This is a genomic window from Neptuniibacter sp. QD37_6 (assembly GCF_047778085.1).
GTDB lineage: Bacteria > Pseudomonadota > Gammaproteobacteria > Pseudomonadales > Balneatricaceae > Neptuniibacter.
In genome coordinates this window covers 674,881-699,351 of record NZ_CP180550.1, presented here as the reverse complement: position 1 = coordinate 699,351, position 24,471 = coordinate 674,881, and the positions used below count along the sequence as shown (strand labels likewise).

Sequence of the window (24,471 nt, the reverse complement as noted above, 5' to 3'; positions counted from 1 at the left end):
TAATTCTTAACTATCAACAAAAACCCTGCAGAACTCTACACTCACTGCCTAGAATGATTTATCATTCTGCCCCTTATGCTTAATTTCACTGAGGTTCGGCCACAACCGAATTCTTCGGAACCGCTGAAACGGATTTAGTATTTGATGCCCTTCGCCAAACGATCGACATATTCACTAACGTTAGCCATTAGTGCTGCATTAGTATCTAGCTATGCGACTGCAGAAAACAAACCATCTGAACAAGAGATGGCTTGGAGTTGCAGCATGACCAAAGATGGCGAATGGGATTGCTCTGTGAATGAAGAGCTGGTTAATCAGACCGAAGTGACCAAACAAACGCTTCAGGAATCAGTTGCTCAACAACCCGCTTCAACAACACCTAGCCCTCCAGCTACGCCGGTTGAAATTAAAGCAACAACACCCGCCCAAGCAGCACCCATTCCTAGAGTTAGGCAAGAAGCCGTAGTTTCGGTCCCAGCTACAACCCAAAGCCGCCCAAGCGTAAAGGCAAAAGCTACAAGCAACGGAGTTTGGGACTGTATTGCTGGGACAAATGGTGAATGGCTCTGTAACGATGAGATCGAACAAGCACAGCAACAACCTCAGCTAGCGATTGAAACACCTACGCAAACGAACGTACAAACCACCGCTCCAGCTGTCGTTACTCACCAGCCTATACAAACAGCCGAAGTGATTGGAAGCGAATGGCAGTGTGGCACGAGCCCAAGCGGCGATTGGGATTGTCACAAAGTCAACATACACGCGCTTAGTCTTCCTCAATCACAGCAACGTAGTGGCTCATCTGAACCACTGTATAATACCGAAAACCCATACTCTCATTTGGATTGGGCTTATTACAGGAACCCTCAAGGTCAACAATGTGCCGGGCGTTATATAGAGCCTAGTTACCCAATTGCAGGCGATGAACACCTAGAAAACCCTCCGCTATACCTCGAGGCTGACCAGTCATCTACAATTATCGGTGGGCTAAGCCGTTTACAGGGTGGCGTGACTATGCGTCAAGGTGTGCGCCGACTAAGCGCTAGCTCTGCAGAATTAGATCAAGTTACCAACAAAGCTCGATTAGAAGGAAATGTAGTATATAGAGAGCCAGGGCTACTTATGCTAAGTGACACAGCCCAAATAGACACATCCAGTTCTGAAGCTATTTTCAACGATACTCAATATGTAATGCATGAGGATGGTTTCCGCGGTGAAGCGGACAGGATTATTCGCTTAGAAGACGAAAGACTAAGAATAGAAAACGGTGATTATACCTACTGCCCACCATTCAGCGACGCATGGAAACTTCAAGCAGACAGTATAGAAATAAACCAAGACACAGGCATTGGAACAGCAGAAGATACTGTCATCCGTGTAGCGGGTGTGCCGATATTCTATTCACCATACTTTACCTTTCCAATCGATGATCGCCGCAAATCCGGCTTCCTATACCCAACCATTGGTTACAGTACCGACGACGGCCTAGATATATCAGTGCCTTATTACTTTAATATCGCACCAAACATGGACGACACTCTTACTGCTCGCCACATGTCTGATAGAGGCCTATTGCTAGAAAACGAATTCCGCTACATGAATGACTGGTCTAGCAATACATTAAATACTGCCTATCTATCTAACGACAACACCTTGAATGAGGACAGATGGTTACTCAATATAGAGCATAATGGCAAACCTTCTCAAAGATGGCATACGAGCATTGATTTCAGCTCGGTAAGTGATAACGACTATTTTGAAGACTTAGATACGAACCTTGAGGTAAGTCGCCAAGATCACCTAGACCAACGCGCCGAAATAACATATAACCAGAAGAACTGGAGTTTTCAAGCACGCGTTCACGATTATCAAACTATCGACGACAATAGCAAGTCACCGTATAAACGCCTTCCTCAACTTACCCTAAAAGGCGAAAATAAATTTAGTGAAGCTGGTGAATTCAAATACATTACTGAATACACACAATTCGATAGAGATTTATCAGGACTAACCGGTCGAGACCGAATTATTGGCGATCGCCGCTACATAATGCCTACGATTAATTATCTATGGCAAGCACCATGGGGCTACCTCAAACCTGAGTTATCTCTTTGGAGCAGTAATTACAGCTTAGACAATCAACTATCAGGCTTGAGTGAAAGCCCTAGCATTAACGTGCCTATACTTAGTTTAGATAGCACTGTAATTTTCGAGCGAACACTTAGCAACGGCGGGATTCAAACCTTAGAACCACGAATTTTTGGCCTATACATTCCCGAAGAAAATCAAGATGAGATTCCTGACTTCGACACTTCCGAACTCGGCTTCAGCTATAACTCACTATTCCGTCACAACCGCTTTAGCGGCAAGGATAGGATTGGAGATACAAAACAGATATCGCTAGGAATTGCCACCCGATTCTTCGGACAAGATGGCTATGAGAAAGGCAGTCTAAGTATTGGTCAAGCCTACTATTTCGCTGACCGTAAAGTACAACTAAACCCAGCATCACCGGATTCCACTGAAGGTCAGAGCGACATTGCGACGGAAGCAGTTTGGTATCTAAACAGAAACTTCCGCGTCAACTTTGATGCTATCTTAGATAACAACGATTTCAGCAATACTGAATCAAACCTGCGCTTACGTTATAACAGCGACTTAGATCATCGGTTTGACTTCAGCTACCGTTATGAAGAAGACACTCGTAAGCAGACAGACTTATCATTCATTTGGCCTTTAAGTGGCAGCTGGACTGCAATGGGTCGCTGGTTACATGATATTGAAGAAAACGATAACCTAGAATCAGCACTAGGCCTCGAATACGAAAGCTGCTGCTGGAAAGTCAGCTTTGCCGGTCGCCGCTGGCTAGACGATAAAGACAATTACGATACAGGCATGTTCCTGAATTTCACCCTAAAAGGGCTTGGATCATTTGGTAGCGGCAGCAATGGCTTCCTAAATGACATTATTGGTTATGAAGAGCGTGAAGAGCACAATGACAAATAAGCTTCGCAAGATACTATTTTCTGCAGCTGTTTTCGGACTACTGATTCCTACATCGCAAGCAACATTGGCTGCGGAAATCCCACTGGATCGAGTTGCTGCCGTTGTCAATGACGGCATAATTATGCAAAGCGAATTGGCACAGCGCACTGCTATAGTCAAAGAGCAACTAAGCGCCCGGAATACCAAACTACCACCGGAGCACATTTTACATAAACAGGTTTTAAACCGCCTGATTATCGACAGCATCCAAAAGCAATTAGCTGCCAGACAAGGCATTCGAGTAACAGAAGGTCAGCTTGATGCAGCTATTGCACGGATCGCAGCTCAGAATAGTCTTACTTTAGATCAATTCCGCGATGCTCTAATTGCCGAAGGTCGAGATTATAATCAAGCTCGAGAGCAGATCCGCAACGAGATGCTGATCTCCAATGTACAGCAAAACCTTGTTAACCGAAGAATCCGCGTATCCGAGCAGGAACTAGAAAATTTCCTAAACTCAGCTAGCGGCCAGGAACAGACCTCAGCAGAGTATCTCCTCGGACACATTCTTCTTGCTACACCATCCCAAGCATCCCCTGAGGCAATTCAGAAAGCGGAGCGCGAAGCTAATAAAGTCTTCAAAAAGCTAAAGTCCGGCGCCGATTTTGCTGAAATGGCCGTAGAGTTTTCCGATGCCCCTAATGCCCTTAAAGGCGGAGATTTAGGCTGGAGAAAGGTAAACGAACTACCAGAAGTACTAGGTAATGCGATTCGTAAACTACCTCCTGGCGAATTCAGCAAACCAGTACGATCTCCAAGTGGCTTCCATATTCTTTTGGCGAAGGATAAGCGCGGCGGTGCTGTACAACTAGTGCCTCAGCGCTTAGTAAGCCACATTTTGCTTAAGCCAAGTGAGATTCGCACATCTGAGCAGGCTAAACGCCAAATAACCCAGTTGTACCAACGCATACAATCTGGCGAAGAGTTTGCTACATTAGCCAAAGAGTATAGTGACGACCCGGCAAGTGGCTCTGAAGGCGGCTCTTTAGGCTGGACGCAAGACGGCCAAATGGTGCCAGAATTCGAACAAGTGATGAACAATACTGGTATTGGGCAAGTATCAGTTCCTTTTGAATCACGCTTTGGCTGGCATATTTTGACGGTCTTAGATACGCGCACAGAAGACCTCGGCGCTCAGATGCAAGAAAATCAGGCTCGCGCAGCTATCCGCAAACGCAAGTACAACGAAGAATTAACTAACTGGTTACGCGAGATCCGCTCTCAGGCCTACGTCGACATTAAGGAGTGATTGCTTGAGTATCAATAGATTAGCAATCACCCCTGGTGAGCCCTCTGGCATTGGCCCCGACCTGTGCATTCAAATTGCGCAACAGGGCCATGACCATGAATTGATCGCATTTGCAGATCCTGAACTACTGCGCAAACGCGCGGAAAAACTGCAACTGCCGATATCGATTGAACAGTTCGACCCAGAGCTTCCACCGTCGCCCACGCCCGCAAGAACTCTAAAGGTAGTTCCGATTTCACTAAAAACTGAAGCGATTCCTGGAGAGCTTAATAGTGATAACGCACCTTATGTTCTGGAAACGTTAACATTAGCGACACAAGCCTGCATCAATGGAACTTGTGACGCTTTGATCACAGCTCCTGTGCATAAAGGCATTATTAATGATGCTGGCATTCCTTTTAGCGGCCACACCGAATTTCTTGAAGCATTAACAGAAACCAATAAAGTCGTCATGATGTTAGCAACCGAAGGATTAAAAGTTGCATTAGCAACAACCCACCTTCCCCTTCGCGACATTGCCGATGCAATTACACCCAAATTACTCACTGAAGTAATTGAAGTATTACATCACGATCTAGTAAACAGCTTTGGCATCAAAGAGCCCAACATCCTAGTCACCGGCCTTAACCCTCACGCAGGCGAAGGTGGCCACTTAGGTCGTGAAGAGATTGAAGTCATAGAACCTACGCTAGATAAACTCAGAGCAAAAGGCATAACTCTCAGTGGCCCTTGGCCAGCTGATACACTATTCACAGACAAGTACCTTGCTACAGCAGATGCCGTGCTAACCATGTACCACGACCAAGGCCTTCCAGTGCTAAAATACAAAGGCTTTGGCAAAGCTGTGAATATTACGCTTGGCATGCCTATTATTCGCACCTCGGTAGATCATGGTACTGCATTGGATCTTGCCGGAACTGGAACTGCCGACTCAGGCAGCCTAATGACCGCGATTGAATACGCTGGCATCATGGCTACCCACCGCAATCAAACTACGAACTAATTCATGACTAAAAAACCAGTAGCACACAAAGCCCGCAAGCGTTTCGGGCAAAACTTTTTGCACGATCACGGCGTGATTCGTCGCATTATTCGATCTATTGCACCTCATGAATCAGATCAACTAGTAGAGATTGGCCCGGGGTTAGGCGCCCTGACAGAAGAACTGCTGAGCGAAGCAGGTGAACTTGATGCGATTGAGCTAGATAGAGACCTTCCTCCGATCTTACGCACCAAGTTCTTTAACTACGCTGACAAATTCCGCATTCATGAAGCGGACGCGATGAAGTTTGATTTCTCCCAGCTACAAAAAGGAGAAAAGAGGCTTCGCATTGTAGGCAACCTCCCATACAACATATCTACTCAGCTAATTTTCCATCTACTTAGCCACGCTGAACAAGTGGAAGATATGCACTTCATGCTGCAAAAAGAGGTAGTTGATCGCATGGCTGCTGGACCAGGCGAAAACAATTACGGTCGATTAGGCATCATGGCGCAGTACTACTGCAAAGTTGAGTCGCTGTTTGTCGTACCTCCAGGCGCATTTAACCCCGCTCCTAAAGTAGACTCAGCAATCATTAGGCTCACACCTTACCGTGAGTTACCTCACGTAGCCAAAGATGTTTCACAATTTGAAACCGTTGTACGCACGGCATTCAATATGCGCCGTAAAACGCTGCGCAATAATTTAAAACCTTTACTATCTGCAGATGCGCTAGAAGAGATCGGCATCGATCCAGGCTTACGACCTGAAAAGCTTCCTATCTCAGACTTTGTTCGCATTAGTAACTACCTTACAGATCAGAAAGGTTAAATAAGGCATTTATGGAAACTATAGACCTAGGTAACAACGTCAATATCGACGTAGAAACCAACTATCTGGCCCAACAATCTGATCCAGACAGCAAACGCTTTGTTTTTTCTTACAAAATTACGATCACCAATCATAATGATATGCCGGTCCAGCTTCTTAACCGCCATTGGCTAATTACCGATGGCAACCAACACATCCAAGAAGTTCAGGGCGAAGGCGTTGTTGGCGAACAACCTGTGATTGATCCAGAATCTAGTTATACCTATACAAGCGGTGCAGTATTAGCCACCAGCGTCGGCAGCATGCAAGGCCACTATGAAATGAGCACCGATGAAGGCACTCAATTTAAAGCACCTATTGCAGCATTCACTCTAGCAAGACCTAACGCATTGCACTAAACACAGGCAACCAGTATGGCGACCTATGCGATTGGCGACATCCAAGGGTGCTACGACGAATTACAAGCCCTACTTAAAACTATTAACTTTACTAGAAGCGACCATTTATGGATCGCTGGAGACCTCGTTAATCGCGGCCCTAACTCACTAGAAACTTTAAGGTTTCTTCTCAATTTAGGTGACCAAGCGACCTGCGTTCTGGGAAATCATGATTTACACCTTCTCGCCGTCCACTATGGAGCAACAACCTGCAAACGCAGCGATACTCTGGATGAAATATTAGAAGCCCCAGACCGTATTGAGCTAATGCATTGGCTAAGTAAGCAAAAGCTAATCGCGCATGACAAATCACTTAACGTGGTAATGGTTCACGCAGGTATTCCGCCTTGCTGGACTATTCGTAAAGCCCGCAAACGCGCAAAAGAAGTAGAAAAAGTTCTGCAAAGCGACCAAGCCAAAACTTTTTTCAACCACATGTATGGCAACAAACCCGATCTATGGAGTTCTGACTTAAGTGGCTGGGAACGCTTACGCCTTATTACGAACTATCTAACACGCATGCGCTTTTGCAGCCCTGAAGGGCAATTAGATTTTTTAGCAAAAGGTTCACTTGCCTCACAACCCAAAGGCTACCAGCCTTGGTTTAAAACGCCACGAAAAGATCCGACAGAAAACAAGATCCGTATTCTATTTGGCCACTGGGCAGCTTTAGAGGGTAATGCCGATGCTGAGCATGTTTTTGCACTTGATACAGGTTGTGTTTGGGGCAACAAACTAACCGCCCTTCGCCTGGAGGACCATCAACTTTTTAGCGTTCCAGCGCAGGGCAAAAAACCAAAGCCACCTCCGGCATCAACTTATTTAAGCAACAGGTAACTTTTTATGAGTCAATTTGAGTGTATAGATTCTCCAAAAGCAGCAGCGTTGATCAAAGACGGAGCTCAGGTTGCCGACATTCGAGATCCTAACAGCTTTGCACAAGGCCACATTAGTGGGTCTTATAACCTCAGCAATGAAAATCTACATGACTATATCGCTGCAGCCGACATGGACAAGCCTCTACTCGTATGCTGCTATCACGGCATAAGCAGCCAACAAGCCGCTCAATTCCTTGTTGAACAAGGTTTTGATGAAGTCTATAGCATCAACGGGGGTTTTGAGGCATGGCGTGTAGAACAACCGGACCTGTGTGAAACAGCTTAATGAAGATCTATTTAGTTGGCGGCGCAGTTAGAGATAAGTTATTAGATTTCCCTGTTTACGATAAGGACTGGGTCGTTGTGGGCTCAAGCCCTGAAGAGATGATTCAACAAGGCTTTCAACCTGTAGGTCAAGACTTCCCCGTGTTTATTCACCCCCAATCGGGTGAAGAATATGCACTAGCACGTACGGAGAGGAAATCGGGTAAGGGCTATACCGGCTTTGAATATAACGCCAATAAAGCGATCACTTTGGAAGAGGATCTCCTTCGCCGCGATCTAACAATCAATGCCATGGCAATGGACGATCAAGGCATAATCCATGACCCCTACAAGGGTCAGGAAGATTTAAAGCAAAAGATCTTACGTCACGTATCCCCCGCATTTTCAGAGGACCCGCTTCGCGTTTTGCGCGTGGCACGTTTTGCAGCGCGCTACCATCACCTAGGGTTTTGTGTAGCTAATGAAACCTTAGCATTAATGAGGGAGTTAGCCAGAGGCGATGAGCTAGAGCATCTGACCCCTGAAAGAGTATGGAAAGAGTTTGAACGCGCATTAACTGAACCTTCTCCATGGGTATTCTTAGAGCTGCTGCAAAAAACCAAAGCGATCGAAAAGGTTCTTCCTGAACTAAAAAATCTGATGGCGCAACCAGACTGGGCTACAAACTTTATTCGCTCAACACAAACAGCTAAGGATGCTGATTGCCGGTTCGCCTGCCTGACCGCTCTGGATAATGAGATAGTGCTGAGCGCTTTTTGTGATCGATTAAGGACGCAAAAATCAGCAAAAGAGCTTGCTTCACAGTGCCAACAACAGCACAAGAACCTTAGTCAATTCGATAAGCTATCTGCAGAAGACAAACTGCAGACTATCCAAACCCTTGATCTGATTCGCCGACCACAGCGCCTAGAAAAATTATTGATCTGTGTAGATGCACTACACCCAGAACCTAGCTATCAATCACTAGCTACAATATTAGATTCTATCAACCAGATTCAACCCGCCAACCTCATCAAACAAGGTTTTAAAGGACCTGAACTAGGTAAAGAGATACAGCGCCTGCGTCTCAATATATGTAACCAAGAGCACTGAGGGACATCAAATGAGCACCAACACTACCACAAGAAAAATAGCACTGATAACTGGCGGTGCACGTAGAGTTGGTGCAACAACAGCCTCAACACTTCATGCAGCGGGATATACGGTAGCCATTCACTACCGGGAATCAGTTAAAGCTGCCCAAGAATTACAAGAAAGCCTTAACCATATACGTCCTAATAGTGCTTTTATCTTTTCTGCAGACCTGAACTGCATGCAACAAGTTGAACAACTAGCTGAAGATTTAAAGGCTAAGTTCGGCAAACTCGATTTACTGGTTAATAATGCCTCATCCTTCTACCCAACGCCGATCGAACAAAGCACTCAAGAGCAATGGGACGACTTAATAAATTCCAATCTTCGTGCCCCCTACTTCCTAGCAGCCTCACTAAGCAAATTACTTCGCCAAAACCATGGCTGCATTATCAATATGATCGATATTCACTCACAACGTGGGCTACCCGGCTATCCAATTTATTCAATTGCAAAAGCGGGTTTAGAGATGATGACTAAGTCTCTGGCTAAAGAATTAGCACCCGAGATAAGAGTTAACGGCGTTTCACCCGGCGCAATTTTATGGCCAGAACAAGAATTAGAAGAAGATCAGAAGCAAAGTATTTTGGATAAGACGCTACTGAATCGTATAGGCTCACCGGAAGATATAGCCCAAGCAATAGCATTTCTTTCTTCAGCAGAATATATAACCGGACAAGTACTCGCGGTAGATGGCGGAAAATCCCTATTCAGCCACTAGCATTTTTTAAAGTTTGAAACACGCAAGGTAATGATCGGCCTTGCCATAGAAAGTCAATTGGCCACAACTTCTGCTTAGCCTTTTCATAACCAGACCACATTTCTAGATATGTCACATCCAGCTCAGGGTGAGACACCTCTGCTGCTATCTCAGCTAAGGGCCACAAGACAAAAGCATTCTTGGTAATTTCATCTCGGGGTAATTGCACCCCATGATGTACACCGACTAAATCATCATAAGTAAGAATATCGATATCGAGGGTACGACCGCTAAATTTTGGCCCCTTACGGCAACGACCATTGTCATCTTCTATCTTTTTGAGTAACGGAGATAGTTCAGCTAATGGCAAATCAGTAACGAAACCGGCAACTAGGTTATAGAAGTTATCCCCAACAAACCCTACCGCTTCACTCTCATACACGCTAGATATACTCAGCTCGCCAAAATGCTTATACAAGGCATCCAGCGCTTGCGAGATATAATGCTCTCTATCGATATTACTACCAATACTGACATAGACTTGAGCCATCTTAACTACGAACTCCGCGTTCGATGATAACACCAACATCTTTTGCCTGCGGCACAGCACCCGGTTTACCTAAACGTAAACGCAGCCATTTCACACCGAATTCAGTCATCACGATCTCAGCAATCTGCTCAGCCATGGTTTCGACCAACTGAAATTCACTCTGCTCTATAAATTCAATCAATCGATCTGACACCGTTTTATAGTTAAGCGTATTATCAACATCTTCAGTATTTGCTGCCTGACGGATATCAGTACCCATATCCAAATCAAGATTTATTCGTTGACGAATATCTCTTTCCCAATCATAGATACCTATAATCGTTTCAACTTCTAACTCTCGAATGTAAACTAAATCCATACTCAACCTTTGGATATCGAATGACCGAATCGGCAACAATGGCCTTCGGGCTAATTTTTCTAACTTACCTGCTGGGTTCTATACCCACAGCAGTGCTAGTTTGTCGTGCACTCAACCTTCCAGACCCTCGCCAACGAGGCTCTGGTAATCCCGGGGCAACCAATGTGCTCAGAATTGGTTCTAGAAAAGCGGCCTTTTTTACACTACTAGGGGATATCAGCAAAGGCTTAGCTGCATTATGCCTTGGGCTACTTTTGCAGATTTCGCAAACAGAACTATCATTCTGTTTACTTGCCGCTGTAGCCGGACATATTTTCCCTATTTTTTCGCCATTGAAAGGCGGTAAAGGCGTTGCAACAGCATTTGGTGCTTGTATCGCTCTTTATTGGCCCATCGCAATTATACAGTTAACCATCTGGGTGATTACGGTATCGCTTAGCAAGATCTCCTCACTAGCCTCAATTGCCGCAGCACTAATAACTCCAGTTTTCACATGGATAATCGCTCCAAGTTACTCGCTTCCTCTGACCATCCTTTGCCTATTACTCCTTTATAGCCACCGCAAAAATATTAAAAAGTTACTAAACGGTGAAGAACCTAGACTTTAAATAGAATCGAGTGTGTCTAAAGGCCAACGAGGCTTAGTAGTAATAACCAGATCACTTTGCTGTCCAGCCAGCAAACGCTGACAACCAGCAAACGCAATCATCGCGCCATTATCTGTACAAAACTCAGGACGGGCATAAAACAGCTCCGACTTTTCTTTCTCAACCATAACTTCTAAGCGCTCGCGCAAACGCTGGTTAGCACTTACACCGCCCGCAATCACCAGCTGCTTAAACCTGGTAGCCTGCAAAGCACGGCGACACTTAATTGCCAAAGTATCAACCACAGCTTCTTCAAATGCAGCAGCGATATCACATACTGTTTGAGAATCAATATTGCCGTCAGCGTCTCGATGATCGTTAGCTGTATTTAATGTAAAGGTCTTTAAACCAGAGAAACTAAAATCCATGCCCGGCCTGTCTGTCATTGGACGTGGAAAACGAAAACGTTGACGATCACCCTGTTGTGCGTGCTTAGCAATTAGCGGCCCACCTGGGTAATCCAAACCCAGCATTTTTGCGGCTTTATCAAAAGCCTCACCCGCGGCATCATCTAAAGACTCCCCTAATAACTCGTATTGGCCAATACCATCAACACGAACAAGCTGGGTATGCCCTCCAGAAACGAGTAAAGCTACAAACGGAAATTCTGGTGGATTCTCTTCCAGCATTGGTGCGAGTAAATGACCTTCCATATGGTGCACGCCAATTGCGGGCTTACCCCAAGCCAATGCAATAGCTCGGCCTGTCGAAGCGCCAACCATTAATGCTCCGATAAGGCCTGGACCGGATGTATAAGCGATAGCATCGACATCTCCTTTTTGAAGACCAGCTTTAGCAAAAGTCTCATCCAATAAAGGCAGCAGCTTACGTACATGGTCACGGGAAGCCAATTCCGGCACTACACCACCGTACTCAGCGTGCATTTTTACCTGACTATATAAAGCATCACCAAGTAGCCCCCTTTCACTGTCATAAATTGCCACTCCTGTTTCATCACAAGAGGTTTCAATCCCCAGTACGCGCATCGTTTACTCACTTCACTAACATGATGGCAGCTATTATACCTGCCCCCCTTAAAACCTGCACCGAAAATACCCAACAAACCGATTATCTGCTTTACTTCAGCAAGTGAAACGAATAGAATTTTGCGCCTTGCCATAAAACCGTCTGTTTTTTGGTGAGATAATTTTGTGGATTAACTAAACAATTTAAGGTTTGTTCAAACATGCCAGCTGTAAAAGTTAAAGAAAACGAGCCATTTGATGTAGCTCTGCGTCGTTTCAAACGTTCTTGCGAAAAAGCAGGTATTCTAGCTGAAGTTCGTCGTCGCGAATTTTACGAGAAGCCAACTTCTGTTCGCAAGCGTAAAGCAGCAGCAGCTGTAAAACGTCACGCTAAAAAAGTATCTCGCGAAAACGCTCGTCGCGTTCGCCTTTACTAATCCACGCGATTTAGATCCCATCCAGAGGAAGGTTAGTCATGTCAGAGTTGAAGCAGCAAATCACCAGTGAGATGAAAGCTGCAATGCGCGCTAAAGAAAAAGAGCGCCTAAAAACTATTCGCATGATGCTAGCCGAACTAAAGCGCATCGAAGTAGATGAACGCATTGAACTGGATGACACTAGAGTACTGGCGGTGCTAGACAAAATGTCTAAGCAGCGCCGTGACTCGATTTCGCAATTTGAAGAAGCGGCACGCATGGATCTTGCAGATGCTGAGCGACAGGAGCTGGAGGTGATTAAAACTTTCCTGCCGCAACCGCTAACTGATGAGGAAATTGCAGACCTCGTTAAACAAGCTGCAGAGCAATCCGGCGCACAATCCATGCAAGACATGGGCAAGGTTATGGGAATCCTTAAACCTCAAATCCAAGGTCGCGCCGATATGGGAACAGTATCCAAACTCGTCAAGTCTCAATTATCCAGTTAAACTGCCGCTGAGACCTTTTCAGCTGCAACGATAATGGCCGGACGCATACCCCAAAGCTTTATTGACGACCTGCTTGCCCGCATCAATATTATTGATGTGCTAGATGGTCGTGTCCAAAAACTAAAGCGCGCTGGAAAGAACTACTCAGGCCTCTGTCCATTCCATAAAGAAAAAACACCTTCTTTTAGCGCAAACCAAGAAAAACAGTTTTATTACTGCTTCGGCTGCGGCGCTGGCGGAAATGCCATTAGCTTTTTAATGGAATACGAAAATCTAAATTTCCCTGAAGCTGTTGAAGAACTCGCCAAAGCCGCGGGCATGGAAGTGCCTAAAGATAACAATCCCCAACAGCGCGAAAAAGAGCAGCAACTTAAAAAGCTATACGATTTATTAGCTGAAGCCGCTCAATTCTATGAAGATCAGCTTAAAAGCCACAACACGCGACAAGATGCCGTCAATTATTTGCAAACCAGAGGATTGACAGGCCAAGCAGCAAAAGCATTCTCCATCGGTTTTGCCCCTTCTGGCTGGGATAACATTCTTAAGCACCTAGGCAAAAGCGATGCAGATCAAAAGCTATTAGAAGAAGCCGGACTACTGATACACAACGAAGATCGTGATAGTCATTATGATCGCTTTCGCAATCGAATAATGTTCCCTATTCGAGATCAAAGAGGCCGTACAATAGGTTTTGGTGGGCGCGTACTGGGCGATGACAAACCAAAATACTTAAACTCCCCCGAAACCCCGACTTTCCATAAGAGCAGAGAACTTTACGGGCTTTATGAAGCACGTAAGCACAGCAACAAGCTTGAACGCTTAATCATTGTTGAAGGCTATATGGATGTTGTTGGCCTCGCACAGTTTGGCATTCACTACGCTGTTGCAACACTAGGCACAGCAACCACTGCGCAGCACTTAGAAAGACTGTTTAAGCTCGTTCCTGAAGTTATATTCTGCTTCGATGGTGATAATGCTGGCCGAGAAGCCGCGATGCGCGCATTAAAAACAACACTTCCGGTTATCGAAGATGGAAAAGAAGCCCGCTTTCTCTTTTTACCTGACGGCGAAGATCCAGACAGCCTAGTACGCCAAGAAGGAACACTAGCCTTCACTGAGCGACTAGATAGCGCTTTACCGCTTTCCGAGTTTTTCTTTAATAGCCACTCCGAACAAGCTGATCTAAACAGTATGGATGGCCGCGCTAGATTCAGTACAGAGGTATTGCCTGCAATAAACTCCATGAAACCTAGTTTGTTGCAGCAGATGATGCTCGACCGCATTTGTGAATTAACCAATCTATCACTAGAGCAGATACAAACAACGGTTAACTTTCACGAGTCCGTACAAACAGCTTCGCAAGCAACTCCTGCAGCCTCAGAGTACGTTTACTCCGAAGCACCAAGCTATGAAGATTCACAACCATACGACTATGCCGACTATAGCAGCGAAGGTCATAGCTACGAAGCCCATAGCCATGAAAACACCCAATTCAAACCAGGGAATAAACAGTTTCGCATCCCTCGCAACAATAGCAGCGAACTATCTTTCGAACAGAAACTGATTGCACTATTACTTCACTATCCACAACTCGCATCTGAGCACCAATTTCCAGAAGCACTTAAGAGTAACGCGGACGTGAATTCACAGCTTTTAGCTCAGTTAGTGACCTATTACAAACAAAACCCAACCGCATCTCTTGGGCAATTGGTTGTCGATTGGCGTGAAGATGAAACCCTTTCGCAAACTATCGTTGAGCTTTATGAAATCTCCACTTCTTTAGAAATCACTTCTGAAGAGACCGCCCGAGCCTACCTTAAAGATGCTCAACACGGGCTATCACTTAAGGCATTAGAACAAGAGATCTCTCTTCTGCAGAAGAAGCATAGCCTCTCCAAAGAAGAGAAAATAAAGCTAGTTGAATCCATGCAACAACTTAATAAACTCAAGACAACCAGCAAAGAATAAACAACTAAACACTACATTTTGGAGCCGCACCCATTTTCAAGCGCCCTCTCCCTTGAAAAACAAACAACCAATCACCATATATAGCATCATAAACTACTGAATTTTCGGCAAGTCGCTGAAAAACAGTCTATTTTTAACAGATGACAGTCTCTAACTTGCAAAGCCTTTTCCCTAGCATGTTGTTAACTACATCGCTATAATGGCCTGCTCGATTTTCATCCACTTTTTCTAGTCAGGGTCCTATGTCCGATACTTCTCAGCAACAGCAGTCTCGCCTTAAGGAATTGATCGCCCGCGGTAAAGAGCAGGGTTACCTAACCTACTCTGAGGTAAATGACCACCTTCCGCAGGATATTGCCGATCCAGATCAGGTTGAAGATATCATTCGCATGATCAATGACATGGGGATATCCGTGTCAGAAGAAGCACCCGATGCTGAAACACTACTGATGACCGAAGGTGATTCAGCTGATGATGCCGACGAAGAAGCCGTTGCCGCACTAGCCGCAGTAGAGTCAGATGCTGGACGTACAACCGATCCAGTACGCATGTATATGCGTGAAATGGGTACTGTTGAGCTGTTAACTCGTGAAGGCGAGATCAGCATTGCAAAACGCATTGAAGAAGGCCTACGTGAAGTAATGTCTGCCGTAGCCTGCTTCCCTGGCACAGTGGACGCCATCCTTGAAGCGTACAAACTAACTGTTGAAGAAGAAGGTCGCCTAAGCGACATTTTCAGCGGCTATATCGACGCAGATGATAACGAAGAAATTCCTGCTGCTACTATCACGGATCCAGATGCCGAGATAGAAGAAGACGAAGACGAAGACGAAGAAAAAGAGAAAGGGCCAGACCCAGAAGAAGCCGCTCGCCGCTTTGGCCTAATTCAAGAGCACTTCGACGCCCTTCACCTAGCTCTAGAAAAACAAGGTCGTGACAGCAAGGAGTTTGGTTCAGCTCAAGAGCTACTAAGCGAAGCTTTTGCTCCGATCAAATTATCTCCACGTTATTACGAAGCGATTGTCGGGCAAGTTCGCGATACTATCGACGACATTCGCAAGCAAGAACGTACTATCATGCGCATCTGCACACAACGTGCAAAAATGCCACGTAAGACGTTTATCAAAGAATTCCCTGGTAACGAAACAAACCCTGATTGGTTTAAAGAAGTTATCGATTCCGGCTCTGATTACTCTCGTGCGATCAAAACCAATTTAATTGAACTTAAACGTGCTCAAAAGAAACTTATCCAAGCAGAGATTACTACTGGTATCAGCCTAGCTGAGATCAAAGAAGTTAACCGTCGCATGTCGATCGGTGAAGCTCGAGCACGTCGCGCCAAGAAAGAGATGGTTGAAGCCAACCTACGTCTTGTAATCTCTATCGCTAAGAAATACACAAACCGTGGCCTACAGTTCCTAGATCTGATCCAGGAAGGTAACATCGGCTTGATGAAAGCTGTTGATAAGTTTGAATACCGCCGCGGTTATAAGTTCTCTACATATGCAACTTGGTGGATTCGACAAGCGATTACACGATCGATTGCCGACCAAGCACGTACAATCCGTATCCCAGTGCACATGATCGAGACGATCAACAAACTGAACCGTATCTCCCGCCAGATGCTTCAGGAAATGGGGCGCGAAGCCACGCCTGAAGAACTTGCTGAACGCATGGAAATGCCTGAAGATAAAGTTCGCAAAGTACTTAAAATTGCCAAAGAGCCGATCTCCATGGAAACACCGATTGGTGATGATGAAGATTCGAGCTTGGGCGATTTCATTGAAGACGTAACTATTTCCTCTCCTGTTGATTCAGCAACAGGCGAAGGTTTACGTGAAGCAACTCGTGAAGTACTAGCAGGCCTAACAGTTCGTGAATCTAAGGTTCTTCGTATGCGTTTCGGTATCGAGATGAATACTGACCATACTCTAGAAGAAGTGGGTAAACAGTTTGATGTTACACGTGAGCGTATCCGTCAAATCGAAGCAAAAGCGCTGCGCAAACTACGCCACCCAAGTCGCTCAGAACACCTTCGCGGCTTCCTTGACGAATAGTAAAATCATTTAAATCAAAAGCTTGTGCCCATGAGATCATATCGGTATTATGGGCACCCTTTCTAGGGCCTATAGCTCAGTTGGTTAGAGCGCTCGACTCATAATCGATCGGTCGCAGGTTCGAGTCCTGCTAGGCCCACCATCACACATCCTTCTCTAGACTTACATTACCAGCCCCTGCTCTTCATCAAAAAAACACCAACCCAACCTCCCCCGTTGGTTTGTCGCTGATAACCTTATATACTCCTCCTGCCAACTTGACCAAACTCACAAGGATAGCGATGAGCACCTCTAACCCACCGCAGCATAACGATGAAATTAACCTACTCCAGTTAATGGAAACCCTTTGGAAAGAAAGACGCTTTATTCTGATTATTACGCTAGTCTTTACCTTATTGGGTATAGGATTCGCCCTCACTACACCATCCGTATACCAAGCATCCACTCATCTTGTACAGCTTTCTCCAGAAAACCAAAAAAAATTAGAACAGCTATCTTTATACTCTAGCATTACACCCATTACACCGCTAGATGAATACCTTCAATTATTGAACAGCAATGAAATTAAAGAAGCATTTATTCGAGAAGCAAGCACTGAGACTAGTAAAACGCTATATTCAGCCGAAGACGATACAATCAATATCACAACCCTATCCTCAAACTTGAACATCGAGAACAACCAGACAAATAAAAAGAAACAGGCTATCTTCCCTTATACTATTAATTTCAATTCACACAGCAGAACTCTAGCAGAACAAGAACTTAACCGTTTTTTGACTTTCACTGCATCAAAACTAAAAGAGACCTATCTCCGTCGCCATCAAAAACTGCACAAATTTAGCTTATCACAACTACAAAAGACCTATGAGTTTGAAAGCAATGAGGCCGCCACACTTCGCAAAAGTAAAATAATTCAACTAGAAGAAGCCTTCAAATTGGCGCAAAAAGAAACACAACTCCAGCTTCATGTTGCAATCAATGCCGAAAAAGCAAGACATCAAGATAGCATCGAAAGCCTAAGCAATGCATTGAGCACAGCCACAGCATTACAAATCATTGAACCAATCAGCTTGAGTAAAATGGGTGCTAAAAAGGCCAATATATCTGTTGACCTACATAGCAACAAAGATCCTATCTACCTACGAGGCACCAAGCTCTTAACGGCTGAACTAGAACAACTTAAAAATAATGCGCGCGGCTACAAACGGAACAATGAGATCATTAAACTCGAAGGAGAAATAACCAAGCTAGGAGTTAACCACAAGATTGAACAACTAAAGAACCGAAAGGACGATCTTGCTTTCAATACAAAACTTCAATCACTTAAGGCAGAGATAGACAAGCTAACTTCAGAAGAATTCCCTAACATTGAGCTTAACTTTGCTCACACAAAGGCAAAAGGAAACCCCAACCGCATTAAGCCTAAAAGAAAATTGATCGTATTACTGACAACCATAATGGGTGGAATAGTAGGTATCATTGCAGCTTTAGTTCGAAGCACAACCCGCAATAGAAAAACCAACTAAGCCCAACATCCGGCGAGAAAACTCGCCGGTTACTGATTCAATGTAATGATTTCCTTTCTTCAGACCCCGACTTATCCTCTAACATCCAATCTACCACTGGAGAAGAAGGCCTAAAGCCTGTGACAGCCACCTCAAGCAACTCTCGTACACCAACACTATCCAACGCCTTCATAGCGCGGTTTATCGAGGTAAGAACAGCCGTCAAATCAGCCTCAGATAACAATTCCTCCTGGGCGCGCATAATTTTCGAATGATCCGTTCCTATAACATCATCACCAATTAAAAGCTCTTCGTAGAGTTTTTCACCTGGACGCAAACCACTATAAGAAATCTCTATTCCTTGCGGATTGTTAACCGATTTAACCTCCGCCCCCATCAGCCGAATCATTCGTTTTGCAAGCTCGGTAATTTTAACTGGCTCTCCCATATCCAACACAAAAACATCGCCACCACCGGCCATAGAACCCGCCTGAATAACTAAAGAAGCCGCCTCAGGAATCGTCATAAAAAATCGAGTAATTTCAGGATGCGTTACTGTAACCGGCCCTCCTGCATAAATCTGCTGATGAAATAATGGTACTACAGAACCGGATGAACCAAGCACATTACCAAACCGAACCATGGAAAATACCGTAGTTTCAGAACGACTAGCCATATCCTGCAATATTAACTCTGCCAGCCTTTTAGTAGCTCCCATAACATTAGTTGGTCGTACAGCCTTATCCGTAGAGATAAGCACAAAGCGCCCAACCCCATTATTTAGCGCCTCCTCCGCAAGAACCTTAGTACCGAAAGCATTATTTCTGACGCCCTCAAAGATATTATGCTCAACCATAGGAACATGCTTATAAGCCGCTGCATGGTAGATGGTATCAATCTTAAAACGCTGCATAACACAACCAGTCCGCTCTCGATCAAGAACCGAACCCAGCACTGGGTAGATTGGTACATCCATCCCTTTTTCGAGAAGAGCCGAGGCTAGTTCTTTTTCTATTGCATAAAGCCCATACTCATTCATCTCAAAAAGAACAAGATGCTTAGGATTATACTGCAAAACCTGACGACAAATTTCTGAACCTATAGATCCCCCCGCACCTGTAACTAACACCGCTTTTCCAGCAATACTTCTTTCTAATAATTCAGTGCTAGGAGGAACAATATCCCTACCCAAAAGATCTTCAGGCTCAACATCCCGCAGTGCATCCACTGACTCACCTGAAATAATTTCGGGCATGTTAGGAATAGTTTTGACATGGACGCTAAAGTCAGCTAGAGACTCCAAAATCTCCCTACGCTGGGATTGACCAATTGAAGGCAGTGCCAACAATACATAGGTGACTCCCTGATTCTCAATAAGGTCCCTCAAACTGGAAGGACTATACACTGGCAGACTATTAACAGTACTTTTCCATAATGTCTTATCATCATCTATGAAACCGACAGGCAAGTATTCCGCACCACTCCCTAGCGCTGACGCTAACTGAACACCAGCACCACCAGCACCATAGATCAGGACTGGAGCTTTCTCGATGTAATTACGTAGTAACCAGTGATAGTAATTTCTGACCAACAGCCTACTTCCACCTACATATACCAATGCAGCCAAAGCAAAATTTACCGGAACTGAGCGCGGGAAAGGCTCAACATCTAAGGTAATTGCACCAGCCCATATTAGAGCAGCCAATGCGAACACCCCTTTACATACAGAAAGAATTGCCTGCGCCCCCATAAACCGTACAACAGCCCGATAAAGGCCAAGCCTCATAAAGATCAGAACACCAACAACAGGTACAAGCGCAAAAAGAATCCAAGCTTCCTGCATATATGAAATAGGCCACCACTCTGCCAGCCTTAGGGCATAACCGGACCAGAGTGCTAATGGCAGGGCAATAAAGTCCGCCAGGACCATAATCGCCTTCTTGCTATTACGACCAAGCGACAGAAACCAGTAATGCCGAGACGCAGCAGAAACACGTCGAAAATCTTCCATAAGCTTTAAAACATCCTTCCGTTATTAACTAAGCAGGGCAAAACACTAATATAGAGAAAAGATTACTACTAACTAATAAAGGCCGTATTTTAGCACTTTGAGGACATCAAGCCTATGTTTGCAACACCACCAATCTTTCTACCTCCTTATAAAAACAGCATAGGGCCCCCTCCACTTTGATAGAAATAAAGAAATGAGAACGATTAGAAGTGATGTTATGCCACAGCCAGCAATTATTGCCACATCGCACATCAACAAGCCACCACCTACATCAAGCGACCTTACTAATGCAAAGATAACTCTATGATTTAAAATGCACTAAACAGAAAAGCATCTTCGACATCAACCAAAATCAAACCCTCTTCACATTTATTGTATTTAGCTGCGACATTTCACCATAGTTTGACTTAGCACAAACACTAACAACCCAGCCCTAATCTGCAGATTCAATTTGAATATCAATTAGCGACAACCCGTCACTTCCACCACAAGCGTCGCCAAATGCAATAAACACAACCAATAGCCTCCCCCACTGTTGGAATTACGCCAAAAAGAAAATAAAATGACGATAATTACATTTAGCGACACAAAGCATCCTTATGGCTCTACTAGCAGAAAACATTGTTTGGACCACTCGTTCTATAGCAGAACACCTTTTTGAACAGGATCATGATGCAGCTATCAAAAAGGCAGAGCGCTGGATTTCTGATCATCATCTTAACTTTGACCCAATCACTCCGAACAACTTGAAAGACGAGCATGAACGTCCGCCAATGCTTCAAGTTCTATCCCAAATAATTGAAACTAACCGCAGAAAAAGACTGCCTTATCTCTTTGCAGAGCTTCAATCACTAGATGAAAAAACACTAATTTTATTTGCCAATGATGGAAGGCAGGGCAGACGGTGGATTGTACTTCCCCAAGAAGTCAATTCTGATTCAATTAAAAATGCACTATGCCTACTGGCGAAACACGAAAATAAAGACACTCTTGTCTTGCCCAAAGGTATACTTACTGCGTACGCCAGAGACCTTACCCGAAACTGGCGATCAAACAACCTTAATATCGAAGATAAGACTCTCCGTCTTGCGATCGAGATCTATTCACATTCACCAGCCGACATATCCGCTTACACAAATGAAGCTAATAGACAAAAGCCACCTGTAATCTTGCCCCACCTTGACCGTCTAGAAGCTGAATCAATACATATCATAAGAGAAGCTATCGCCGAAGCAGACAATCCCGTCATGCTATACTCTGCGGGTAAAGATTCATCCGTCATGCTTCACCTTGCGCGAAAGGCTTTTTACCCAAGTCCTCCCCCATTTCCGCTCTTGCATATTGATACCCGCTGGAAATTTCAGGTGATGTGCGATTTCCTAGATCATATAACAGAAACCAGTGGTATGGATCTGATTGTTCATATCAATCCCGAGGGCATTGAAAAAGACATTAATCCTCTTGACCATGGCTCTACCATACACACTGATATTATGATAACAGAGAGCCTAAAACAGGCCCTCAGCCATTACAGGTTTGATGTTGCTTTTACAGGAGCCCGTCGCGATGAAGAGAAGTCCCGCTCAAAAGAGCGTACTTTTTCTTTTCGCACAAAAAGCCACCAATGGACCCCCAAAACCCAGAGACCTGAACTATGGAACCTCTATAATGGCCGCAAAAACGCAAGCGAAAGCATCCGCGTTTTTCCATTGTCAAATTGGACTGAGTTAGATATCTGGCAATACATATATAGAGAACAAATTCCAATTGCACCTCTCTATTTTGCCGTCGAAAGACCTTTTGTAGAAAGGGATGGGATGTTAGTCATGGTCGACGATAACAGGCTTAAACTCCACCCAAGGGAAAAGATACAGATCATAAAAGCTCGCTTCCGGTCGCTGGGTTGCTATCCCCTCACAGGGGCATTTGAATCTCAAGCAGACGATCTTGCATCGATAGTTTTAGAAATTTTCGACTCACAAACCAGCGAGCGACAAGGCAGATCCATAGACACAGATTCATCAACATCAATGGAAGAAAAAAAGCTAGAGGGGTACTTCTAATGACAGCCCAATCGAACTCCATCGAACGCATTAATACCTACCTTACCAAACAAGCGAATCTAGGGACACTGCGTTTTATTACCTGCGGAAGTAAAGGTGATGGTAAAAGCACATTAATTGGGCGCATACTTTATGACGCAAAAATGATTTTTGAAGACCAAGTCACCACCTTAAAAGACGATTCAAAAAAAGCTGGAACACAAGACGAAGATATTAATTTTGCCCTATTAGTGGATGGACTTACAGCAGAAAGAGAACAAGGGATCACCATAGATACTGCCTACCGTTATTTCTCCACTGACCGCCGGAAATTTATTGTCGCCGACACACCGGGACATGAACAATATACTCGCAATATGATGACAGGTGCATCGACTGCTGACCTTGCAGTGATCTTGATTGATGCTCGACAGGGCATCTTAACTCAAACTCGGCGTCACTCAATAATCTGTTCAAAGCTCGGCATTAAGAATATTGCCCTTGCCATCAACAAAATGGATCTTGTTGACTATTCAAAAGAAACATATTTAAAAATCGAATCAGATTACAGAAAGTTCGCGGAAGAATTAAACTTCGACTCCATTACCCCCATCCCCATATCAGCACTAAAAGGGGATAATGTAGTCGAACGATCAAAGAACACAGACTGGTTCCATGGCCCTACCCTGATTGGGTATCTAGAATCCGTGGATATAACCAAATCACTAGCCAATAAACCACTCCGTCTACCCGTACAATGGGCTAACCATCAACAACTGGATTTCAAAGGTTTTTCAGGAACAATTGAATCCGGAAAAGTTAAGATAGGTCAAGCAATACGCATCCTTCCCTCAGGTGAAACCGCAAGCATTAAGAGCATTATACTTTACAAAGATCAGCTCAGCCAAGCAGAAGCCGGGCAAGCAATTACTGTCACATTAGATCGTGATATTGATATATCCCGGGGAGATGTCATTACTGCCGCAGACTCTCCCTGCGAAGTTTCAGACCAATTTGAAATTGAATTAGCATGGATGGATCAAGAACCCGGTTACATCGGTCGCTCCTATCTTATGAAACTGGGCACAACACTAGTCAACGCACAAATCACTGACATCAAACATAAAATAAATATCAATACATTTGAAAACCTTTCAGCCTCAAAACTAGAACTAAACGACTTAAGCATCGTAACCATCAAAACAGACCGAATGATCCCATATGATGCATACAGTGAGTGTACAGGCATGGGTGGCTTAATATTCATTAATCGCATGAATAATCAAACTGTAGCAGCTGGGATGATCGAATTTGCGTTAAGACGTGCGAGTAACGTGCACAAGCACAAGCTGGATATTGACAAGGAAACACGCCGAAAGCTCAATGGCCATACTAGCAAGGTGTTATGGTTCACAGGTCTATCAGGATCAGGAAAATCGACAATAGCGAACGCATTGGAGCAAGCTCTCCACGAGAAAGGGATTCGCACCTATGTACTCGATGGAGACAATGTACGTCACGGTCTGAACAAAGATCTAGGCTTTACCGACGCAGACCGAGTTGAAAATATTCGACGCATCAGTGAAGTGGCCAAACTGATGGTTGACGCAGGTATTGTTGTTCTTACCGCGTTTATTTCCCCATTCAGAGCAGAACGCCAAATGGCTCGAGAGTTATTTGAGCAAAATGAATTCATAGAAGTATTTGTCGACACACCACTTGAGATCGCCGAATCTAGAGACCCTAAGGGCCTGTATAAAAAGGCCAGAAAAGGCGACCTTCCAAACTTCACAGGCATCGACAGCCCTTACGAAGCACCAAAAGCGCCTGATATTACACTGCACACAGCGCAGGCTGATATAGACACCTTAGTTGCAAAGCTAATCCACCGGCTGGAATTTTGAA

Annotated in this window: 21 protein-coding genes and 1 tRNA gene; 18 read left to right on the top strand and 4 right to left on the bottom strand. The window is 44.6% G+C overall.

Features of this window, described 5'->3' with window-relative positions; genetic code table 11:
* Positions 1-144 precede the first annotated feature (144 nt).
* From lptD to ACMXYO_RS03030, 9 genes are read left to right on the top strand one after another with little or no spacing between them, the layout of a single operon-like run.
* The gene (lptD, locus tag ACMXYO_RS03070) at positions 145-3,006 is read left to right on the top strand and encodes an LPS assembly protein LptD (RefSeq protein ID WP_415886995.1); all 2,862 of its coding nucleotides are present in this window, start codon (positions 145-147) and stop codon (positions 3,004-3,006) included.
* Positions 2,996-4,294: a peptidylprolyl isomerase gene (locus ACMXYO_RS03065; protein ID WP_415886993.1), complete on the top strand. Its 1,299-nt coding sequence runs from the start codon at positions 2,996-2,998 to the stop codon at positions 4,292-4,294. The genes lptD and ACMXYO_RS03065 overlap by 11 nt, the downstream gene beginning before the upstream one ends.
* Before the next feature lie 4 nt (positions 4,295-4,298).
* On the top strand, positions 4,299-5,297 hold the full coding sequence (pdxA, locus tag ACMXYO_RS03060) for a 4-hydroxythreonine-4-phosphate dehydrogenase PdxA (protein ID WP_415886991.1): 999 nt from the start codon (positions 4,299-4,301) through the stop codon (positions 5,295-5,297).
* 3 nt (positions 5,298-5,300) lie between these two features.
* The gene (gene rsmA / locus ACMXYO_RS03055) at positions 5,301-6,107 is read left to right on the top strand and encodes a 16S rRNA (adenine(1518)-N(6)/adenine(1519)-N(6))-dimethyltransferase RsmA (protein WP_415886990.1); all 807 of its coding nucleotides are present in this window, start codon (positions 5,301-5,303) and stop codon (positions 6,105-6,107) included.
* A gap of 11 nt (positions 6,108-6,118) precedes the next feature.
* Positions 6,119-6,505, top strand: coding sequence for a Co2+/Mg2+ efflux protein ApaG (apaG, locus tag ACMXYO_RS03050; protein ID WP_415886989.1), 387 nt, complete (start codon positions 6,119-6,121; stop codon positions 6,503-6,505).
* A 15-nt stretch (positions 6,506-6,520) separates the two neighbouring features.
* Positions 6,521-7,381, top strand: coding sequence for a symmetrical bis(5'-nucleosyl)-tetraphosphatase (locus tag ACMXYO_RS03045; RefSeq protein ID WP_415886987.1), 861 nt, complete (start codon positions 6,521-6,523; stop codon positions 7,379-7,381).
* A 6-nt stretch (positions 7,382-7,387) separates the two neighbouring features.
* Entirely contained in the window at positions 7,388-7,708 is a 321-nt protein-coding gene (gene glpE, locus ACMXYO_RS03040) for a thiosulfate sulfurtransferase GlpE (RefSeq protein WP_415886986.1), read from the top strand.
* The gene (locus ACMXYO_RS03035) at positions 7,708-8,799 is read left to right on the top strand and encodes a hypothetical protein (protein ID WP_415886985.1); all 1,092 of its coding nucleotides are present in this window, start codon (positions 7,708-7,710) and stop codon (positions 8,797-8,799) included. Before glpE ends, ACMXYO_RS03035 begins: the two co-directional genes overlap by 1 nt.
* A gap of 10 nt (positions 8,800-8,809) precedes the next feature.
* Positions 8,810-9,559, top strand: coding sequence for a pteridine reductase (locus tag ACMXYO_RS03030; protein WP_415886984.1), 750 nt, complete (start codon positions 8,810-8,812; stop codon positions 9,557-9,559).
* Here the strand turns inward: ACMXYO_RS03030 and folK are convergent.
* Together folK and folB are read right to left on the bottom strand one after the other, a co-directional pair.
* Positions 9,549-10,088 (bottom strand): 2-amino-4-hydroxy-6-hydroxymethyldihydropteridine diphosphokinase, encoded by a 540-nt coding sequence (gene folK, locus ACMXYO_RS03025; RefSeq protein WP_415886983.1) that lies wholly within the window; start codon positions 10,086-10,088, stop codon positions 9,549-9,551. The genes ACMXYO_RS03030 and folK overlap by 11 nt on opposite strands.
* Before the next feature lies 1 nt (position 10,089).
* Positions 10,090-10,446, bottom strand: coding sequence for a dihydroneopterin aldolase (folB, locus tag ACMXYO_RS03020; protein WP_415886982.1), 357 nt, complete (start codon positions 10,444-10,446; stop codon positions 10,090-10,092).
* A gap of 20 nt (positions 10,447-10,466) precedes the next feature.
* Here folB and plsY point away from each other — a divergent pair, with 20 nt between their 5' ends.
* Complete coding sequence (gene plsY / locus ACMXYO_RS03015; RefSeq protein WP_415886981.1) at positions 10,467-11,054, top strand: glycerol-3-phosphate 1-O-acyltransferase PlsY; 588 nt, start codon at positions 10,467-10,469, stop codon at positions 11,052-11,054.
* Here the strand turns inward: plsY and tsaD are convergent.
* Positions 11,051-12,079 carry a tRNA (adenosine(37)-N6)-threonylcarbamoyltransferase complex transferase subunit TsaD gene (gene tsaD, locus ACMXYO_RS03010; protein ID WP_415886980.1) on the bottom strand — a complete coding sequence of 343 codons (1,029 nt, stop codon included), beginning with the start codon at positions 12,077-12,079 and terminating at the stop codon, positions 11,051-11,053. The two genes, plsY and tsaD, sit on opposite strands and share 4 nt — an antisense overlap.
* Before the next feature lie 200 nt (positions 12,080-12,279).
* On the opposite strand from tsaD, the gene rpsU reads away from it, so the two are divergent.
* The 6 genes from rpsU (at position 12,280) to ACMXYO_RS02980 (ending at position 18,534) form a co-directional block, all read left to right on the top strand.
* On the top strand, positions 12,280-12,495 hold the full coding sequence (gene rpsU, locus ACMXYO_RS03005) for a 30S ribosomal protein S21 (RefSeq protein ID WP_275814767.1): 216 nt from the start codon (positions 12,280-12,282) through the stop codon (positions 12,493-12,495).
* Between the two features lie 38 nt (positions 12,496-12,533).
* A complete protein-coding gene (locus ACMXYO_RS03000) occupies positions 12,534-12,983 on the top strand; it encodes a GatB/YqeY domain-containing protein (protein WP_415886979.1) in 450 nt (149 codons plus the stop codon).
* 33 nt (positions 12,984-13,016) lie between these two features.
* The gene (gene dnaG, locus ACMXYO_RS02995; RefSeq protein ID WP_415886978.1) at positions 13,017-14,951 is read left to right on the top strand and encodes a DNA primase; all 1,935 of its coding nucleotides are present in this window, start codon (positions 13,017-13,019) and stop codon (positions 14,949-14,951) included.
* A gap of 242 nt (positions 14,952-15,193) precedes the next feature.
* Positions 15,194-17,008, top strand: a complete 1,815-nt coding sequence (gene rpoD / locus ACMXYO_RS02990) for an RNA polymerase sigma factor RpoD (RefSeq protein WP_415886977.1) — start codon at positions 15,194-15,196, stop codon at positions 17,006-17,008.
* Positions 17,009-17,073: 65 nt separating this feature from the next.
* A tRNA-Ile gene (locus tag ACMXYO_RS02985) sits at positions 17,074-17,150 on the top strand.
* 139 nt (positions 17,151-17,289) lie between these two features.
* Entirely contained in the window at positions 17,290-18,534 is a 1,245-nt protein-coding gene (locus ACMXYO_RS02980; RefSeq protein ID WP_415886976.1) for a Wzz/FepE/Etk N-terminal domain-containing protein, read from the top strand.
* Positions 18,535-18,571: 37 nt separating this feature from the next.
* Here the strand turns inward: ACMXYO_RS02980 and ACMXYO_RS02975 are convergent, their stop codons facing one another.
* Positions 18,572-20,524, bottom strand: coding sequence for a polysaccharide biosynthesis protein (locus ACMXYO_RS02975; protein WP_415886975.1), 1,953 nt, complete (start codon positions 20,522-20,524; stop codon positions 18,572-18,574).
* A 1,169-nt stretch (positions 20,525-21,693) separates the two neighbouring features.
* Between ACMXYO_RS02975 and cysD the strand changes: the two genes are divergently transcribed.
* Positions 21,694-22,587, top strand: a complete 894-nt coding sequence (gene cysD / locus ACMXYO_RS02970; RefSeq protein WP_415888065.1) for a sulfate adenylyltransferase subunit CysD — start codon at positions 21,694-21,696, stop codon at positions 22,585-22,587.
* Positions 22,587-24,470, top strand: a complete 1,884-nt coding sequence (cysN, locus tag ACMXYO_RS02965) for a sulfate adenylyltransferase subunit CysN (protein ID WP_415886973.1) — start codon at positions 22,587-22,589, stop codon at positions 24,468-24,470. The genes cysD and cysN overlap by 1 nt, the downstream gene beginning before the upstream one ends.
* The last annotated feature ends 1 nt before the right edge of the window (position 24,471 follow it).

Excerpts from the sequence above, each read along its gene's own strand:
- lptD (WP_415886995.1), top strand. The coding sequence starts at position 145 with ATGCCCTTCGCCAAACGATCGACATATTCACTAACGTTAGCCATTAGT.
- ACMXYO_RS03065 (WP_415886993.1), top strand. The coding sequence starts at position 2,996 with ATGACAAATAAGCTTCGCAAGATACTATTTTCTGCAGCTGTTTTCGGA.
- rsmA (WP_415886990.1), top strand. The coding sequence starts at position 5,301 with ATGACTAAAAAACCAGTAGCACACAAAGCCCGCAAGCGTTTCGGGCAA.
- apaG (WP_415886989.1), top strand. The coding sequence starts at position 6,119 with ATGGAAACTATAGACCTAGGTAACAACGTCAATATCGACGTAGAAACC.
- ACMXYO_RS03045 (WP_415886987.1), top strand. The coding sequence starts at position 6,521 with ATGGCGACCTATGCGATTGGCGACATCCAAGGGTGCTACGACGAATTA.
- glpE (WP_415886986.1), top strand. The coding sequence starts at position 7,388 with ATGAGTCAATTTGAGTGTATAGATTCTCCAAAAGCAGCAGCGTTGATC.
- ACMXYO_RS03035 (WP_415886985.1), top strand. The coding sequence starts at position 7,708 with ATGAAGATCTATTTAGTTGGCGGCGCAGTTAGAGATAAGTTATTAGAT.
- ACMXYO_RS03030 (WP_415886984.1), top strand. The coding sequence starts at position 8,810 with ATGAGCACCAACACTACCACAAGAAAAATAGCACTGATAACTGGCGGT.
- folK (WP_415886983.1), bottom strand. The coding sequence starts at position 10,088 with ATGGCTCAAGTCTATGTCAGTATTGGTAGTAATATCGATAGAGAGCAT.
- folB (WP_415886982.1), bottom strand. The coding sequence starts at position 10,446 with ATGGATTTAGTTTACATTCGAGAGTTAGAAGTTGAAACGATTATAGGT.
- plsY (WP_415886981.1), top strand. The coding sequence starts at position 10,467 with ATGACCGAATCGGCAACAATGGCCTTCGGGCTAATTTTTCTAACTTAC.
- tsaD (WP_415886980.1), bottom strand. The coding sequence starts at position 12,079 with ATGCGCGTACTGGGGATTGAAACCTCTTGTGATGAAACAGGAGTGGCA.
- rpsU (WP_275814767.1), top strand. The coding sequence starts at position 12,280 with ATGCCAGCTGTAAAAGTTAAAGAAAACGAGCCATTTGATGTAGCTCTG.
- ACMXYO_RS03000 (WP_415886979.1), top strand. The coding sequence starts at position 12,534 with ATGTCAGAGTTGAAGCAGCAAATCACCAGTGAGATGAAAGCTGCAATG.
- dnaG (WP_415886978.1), top strand. The coding sequence starts at position 13,017 with ATGGCCGGACGCATACCCCAAAGCTTTATTGACGACCTGCTTGCCCGC.
- rpoD (WP_415886977.1), top strand. The coding sequence starts at position 15,194 with ATGTCCGATACTTCTCAGCAACAGCAGTCTCGCCTTAAGGAATTGATC.
- ACMXYO_RS02980 (WP_415886976.1), top strand. The coding sequence starts at position 17,290 with ATGAGCACCTCTAACCCACCGCAGCATAACGATGAAATTAACCTACTC.
- ACMXYO_RS02975 (WP_415886975.1), bottom strand. The coding sequence starts at position 20,524 with ATGGAAGATTTTCGACGTGTTTCTGCTGCGTCTCGGCATTACTGGTTT.
- cysN (WP_415886973.1), top strand. The coding sequence starts at position 22,587 with ATGACAGCCCAATCGAACTCCATCGAACGCATTAATACCTACCTTACC.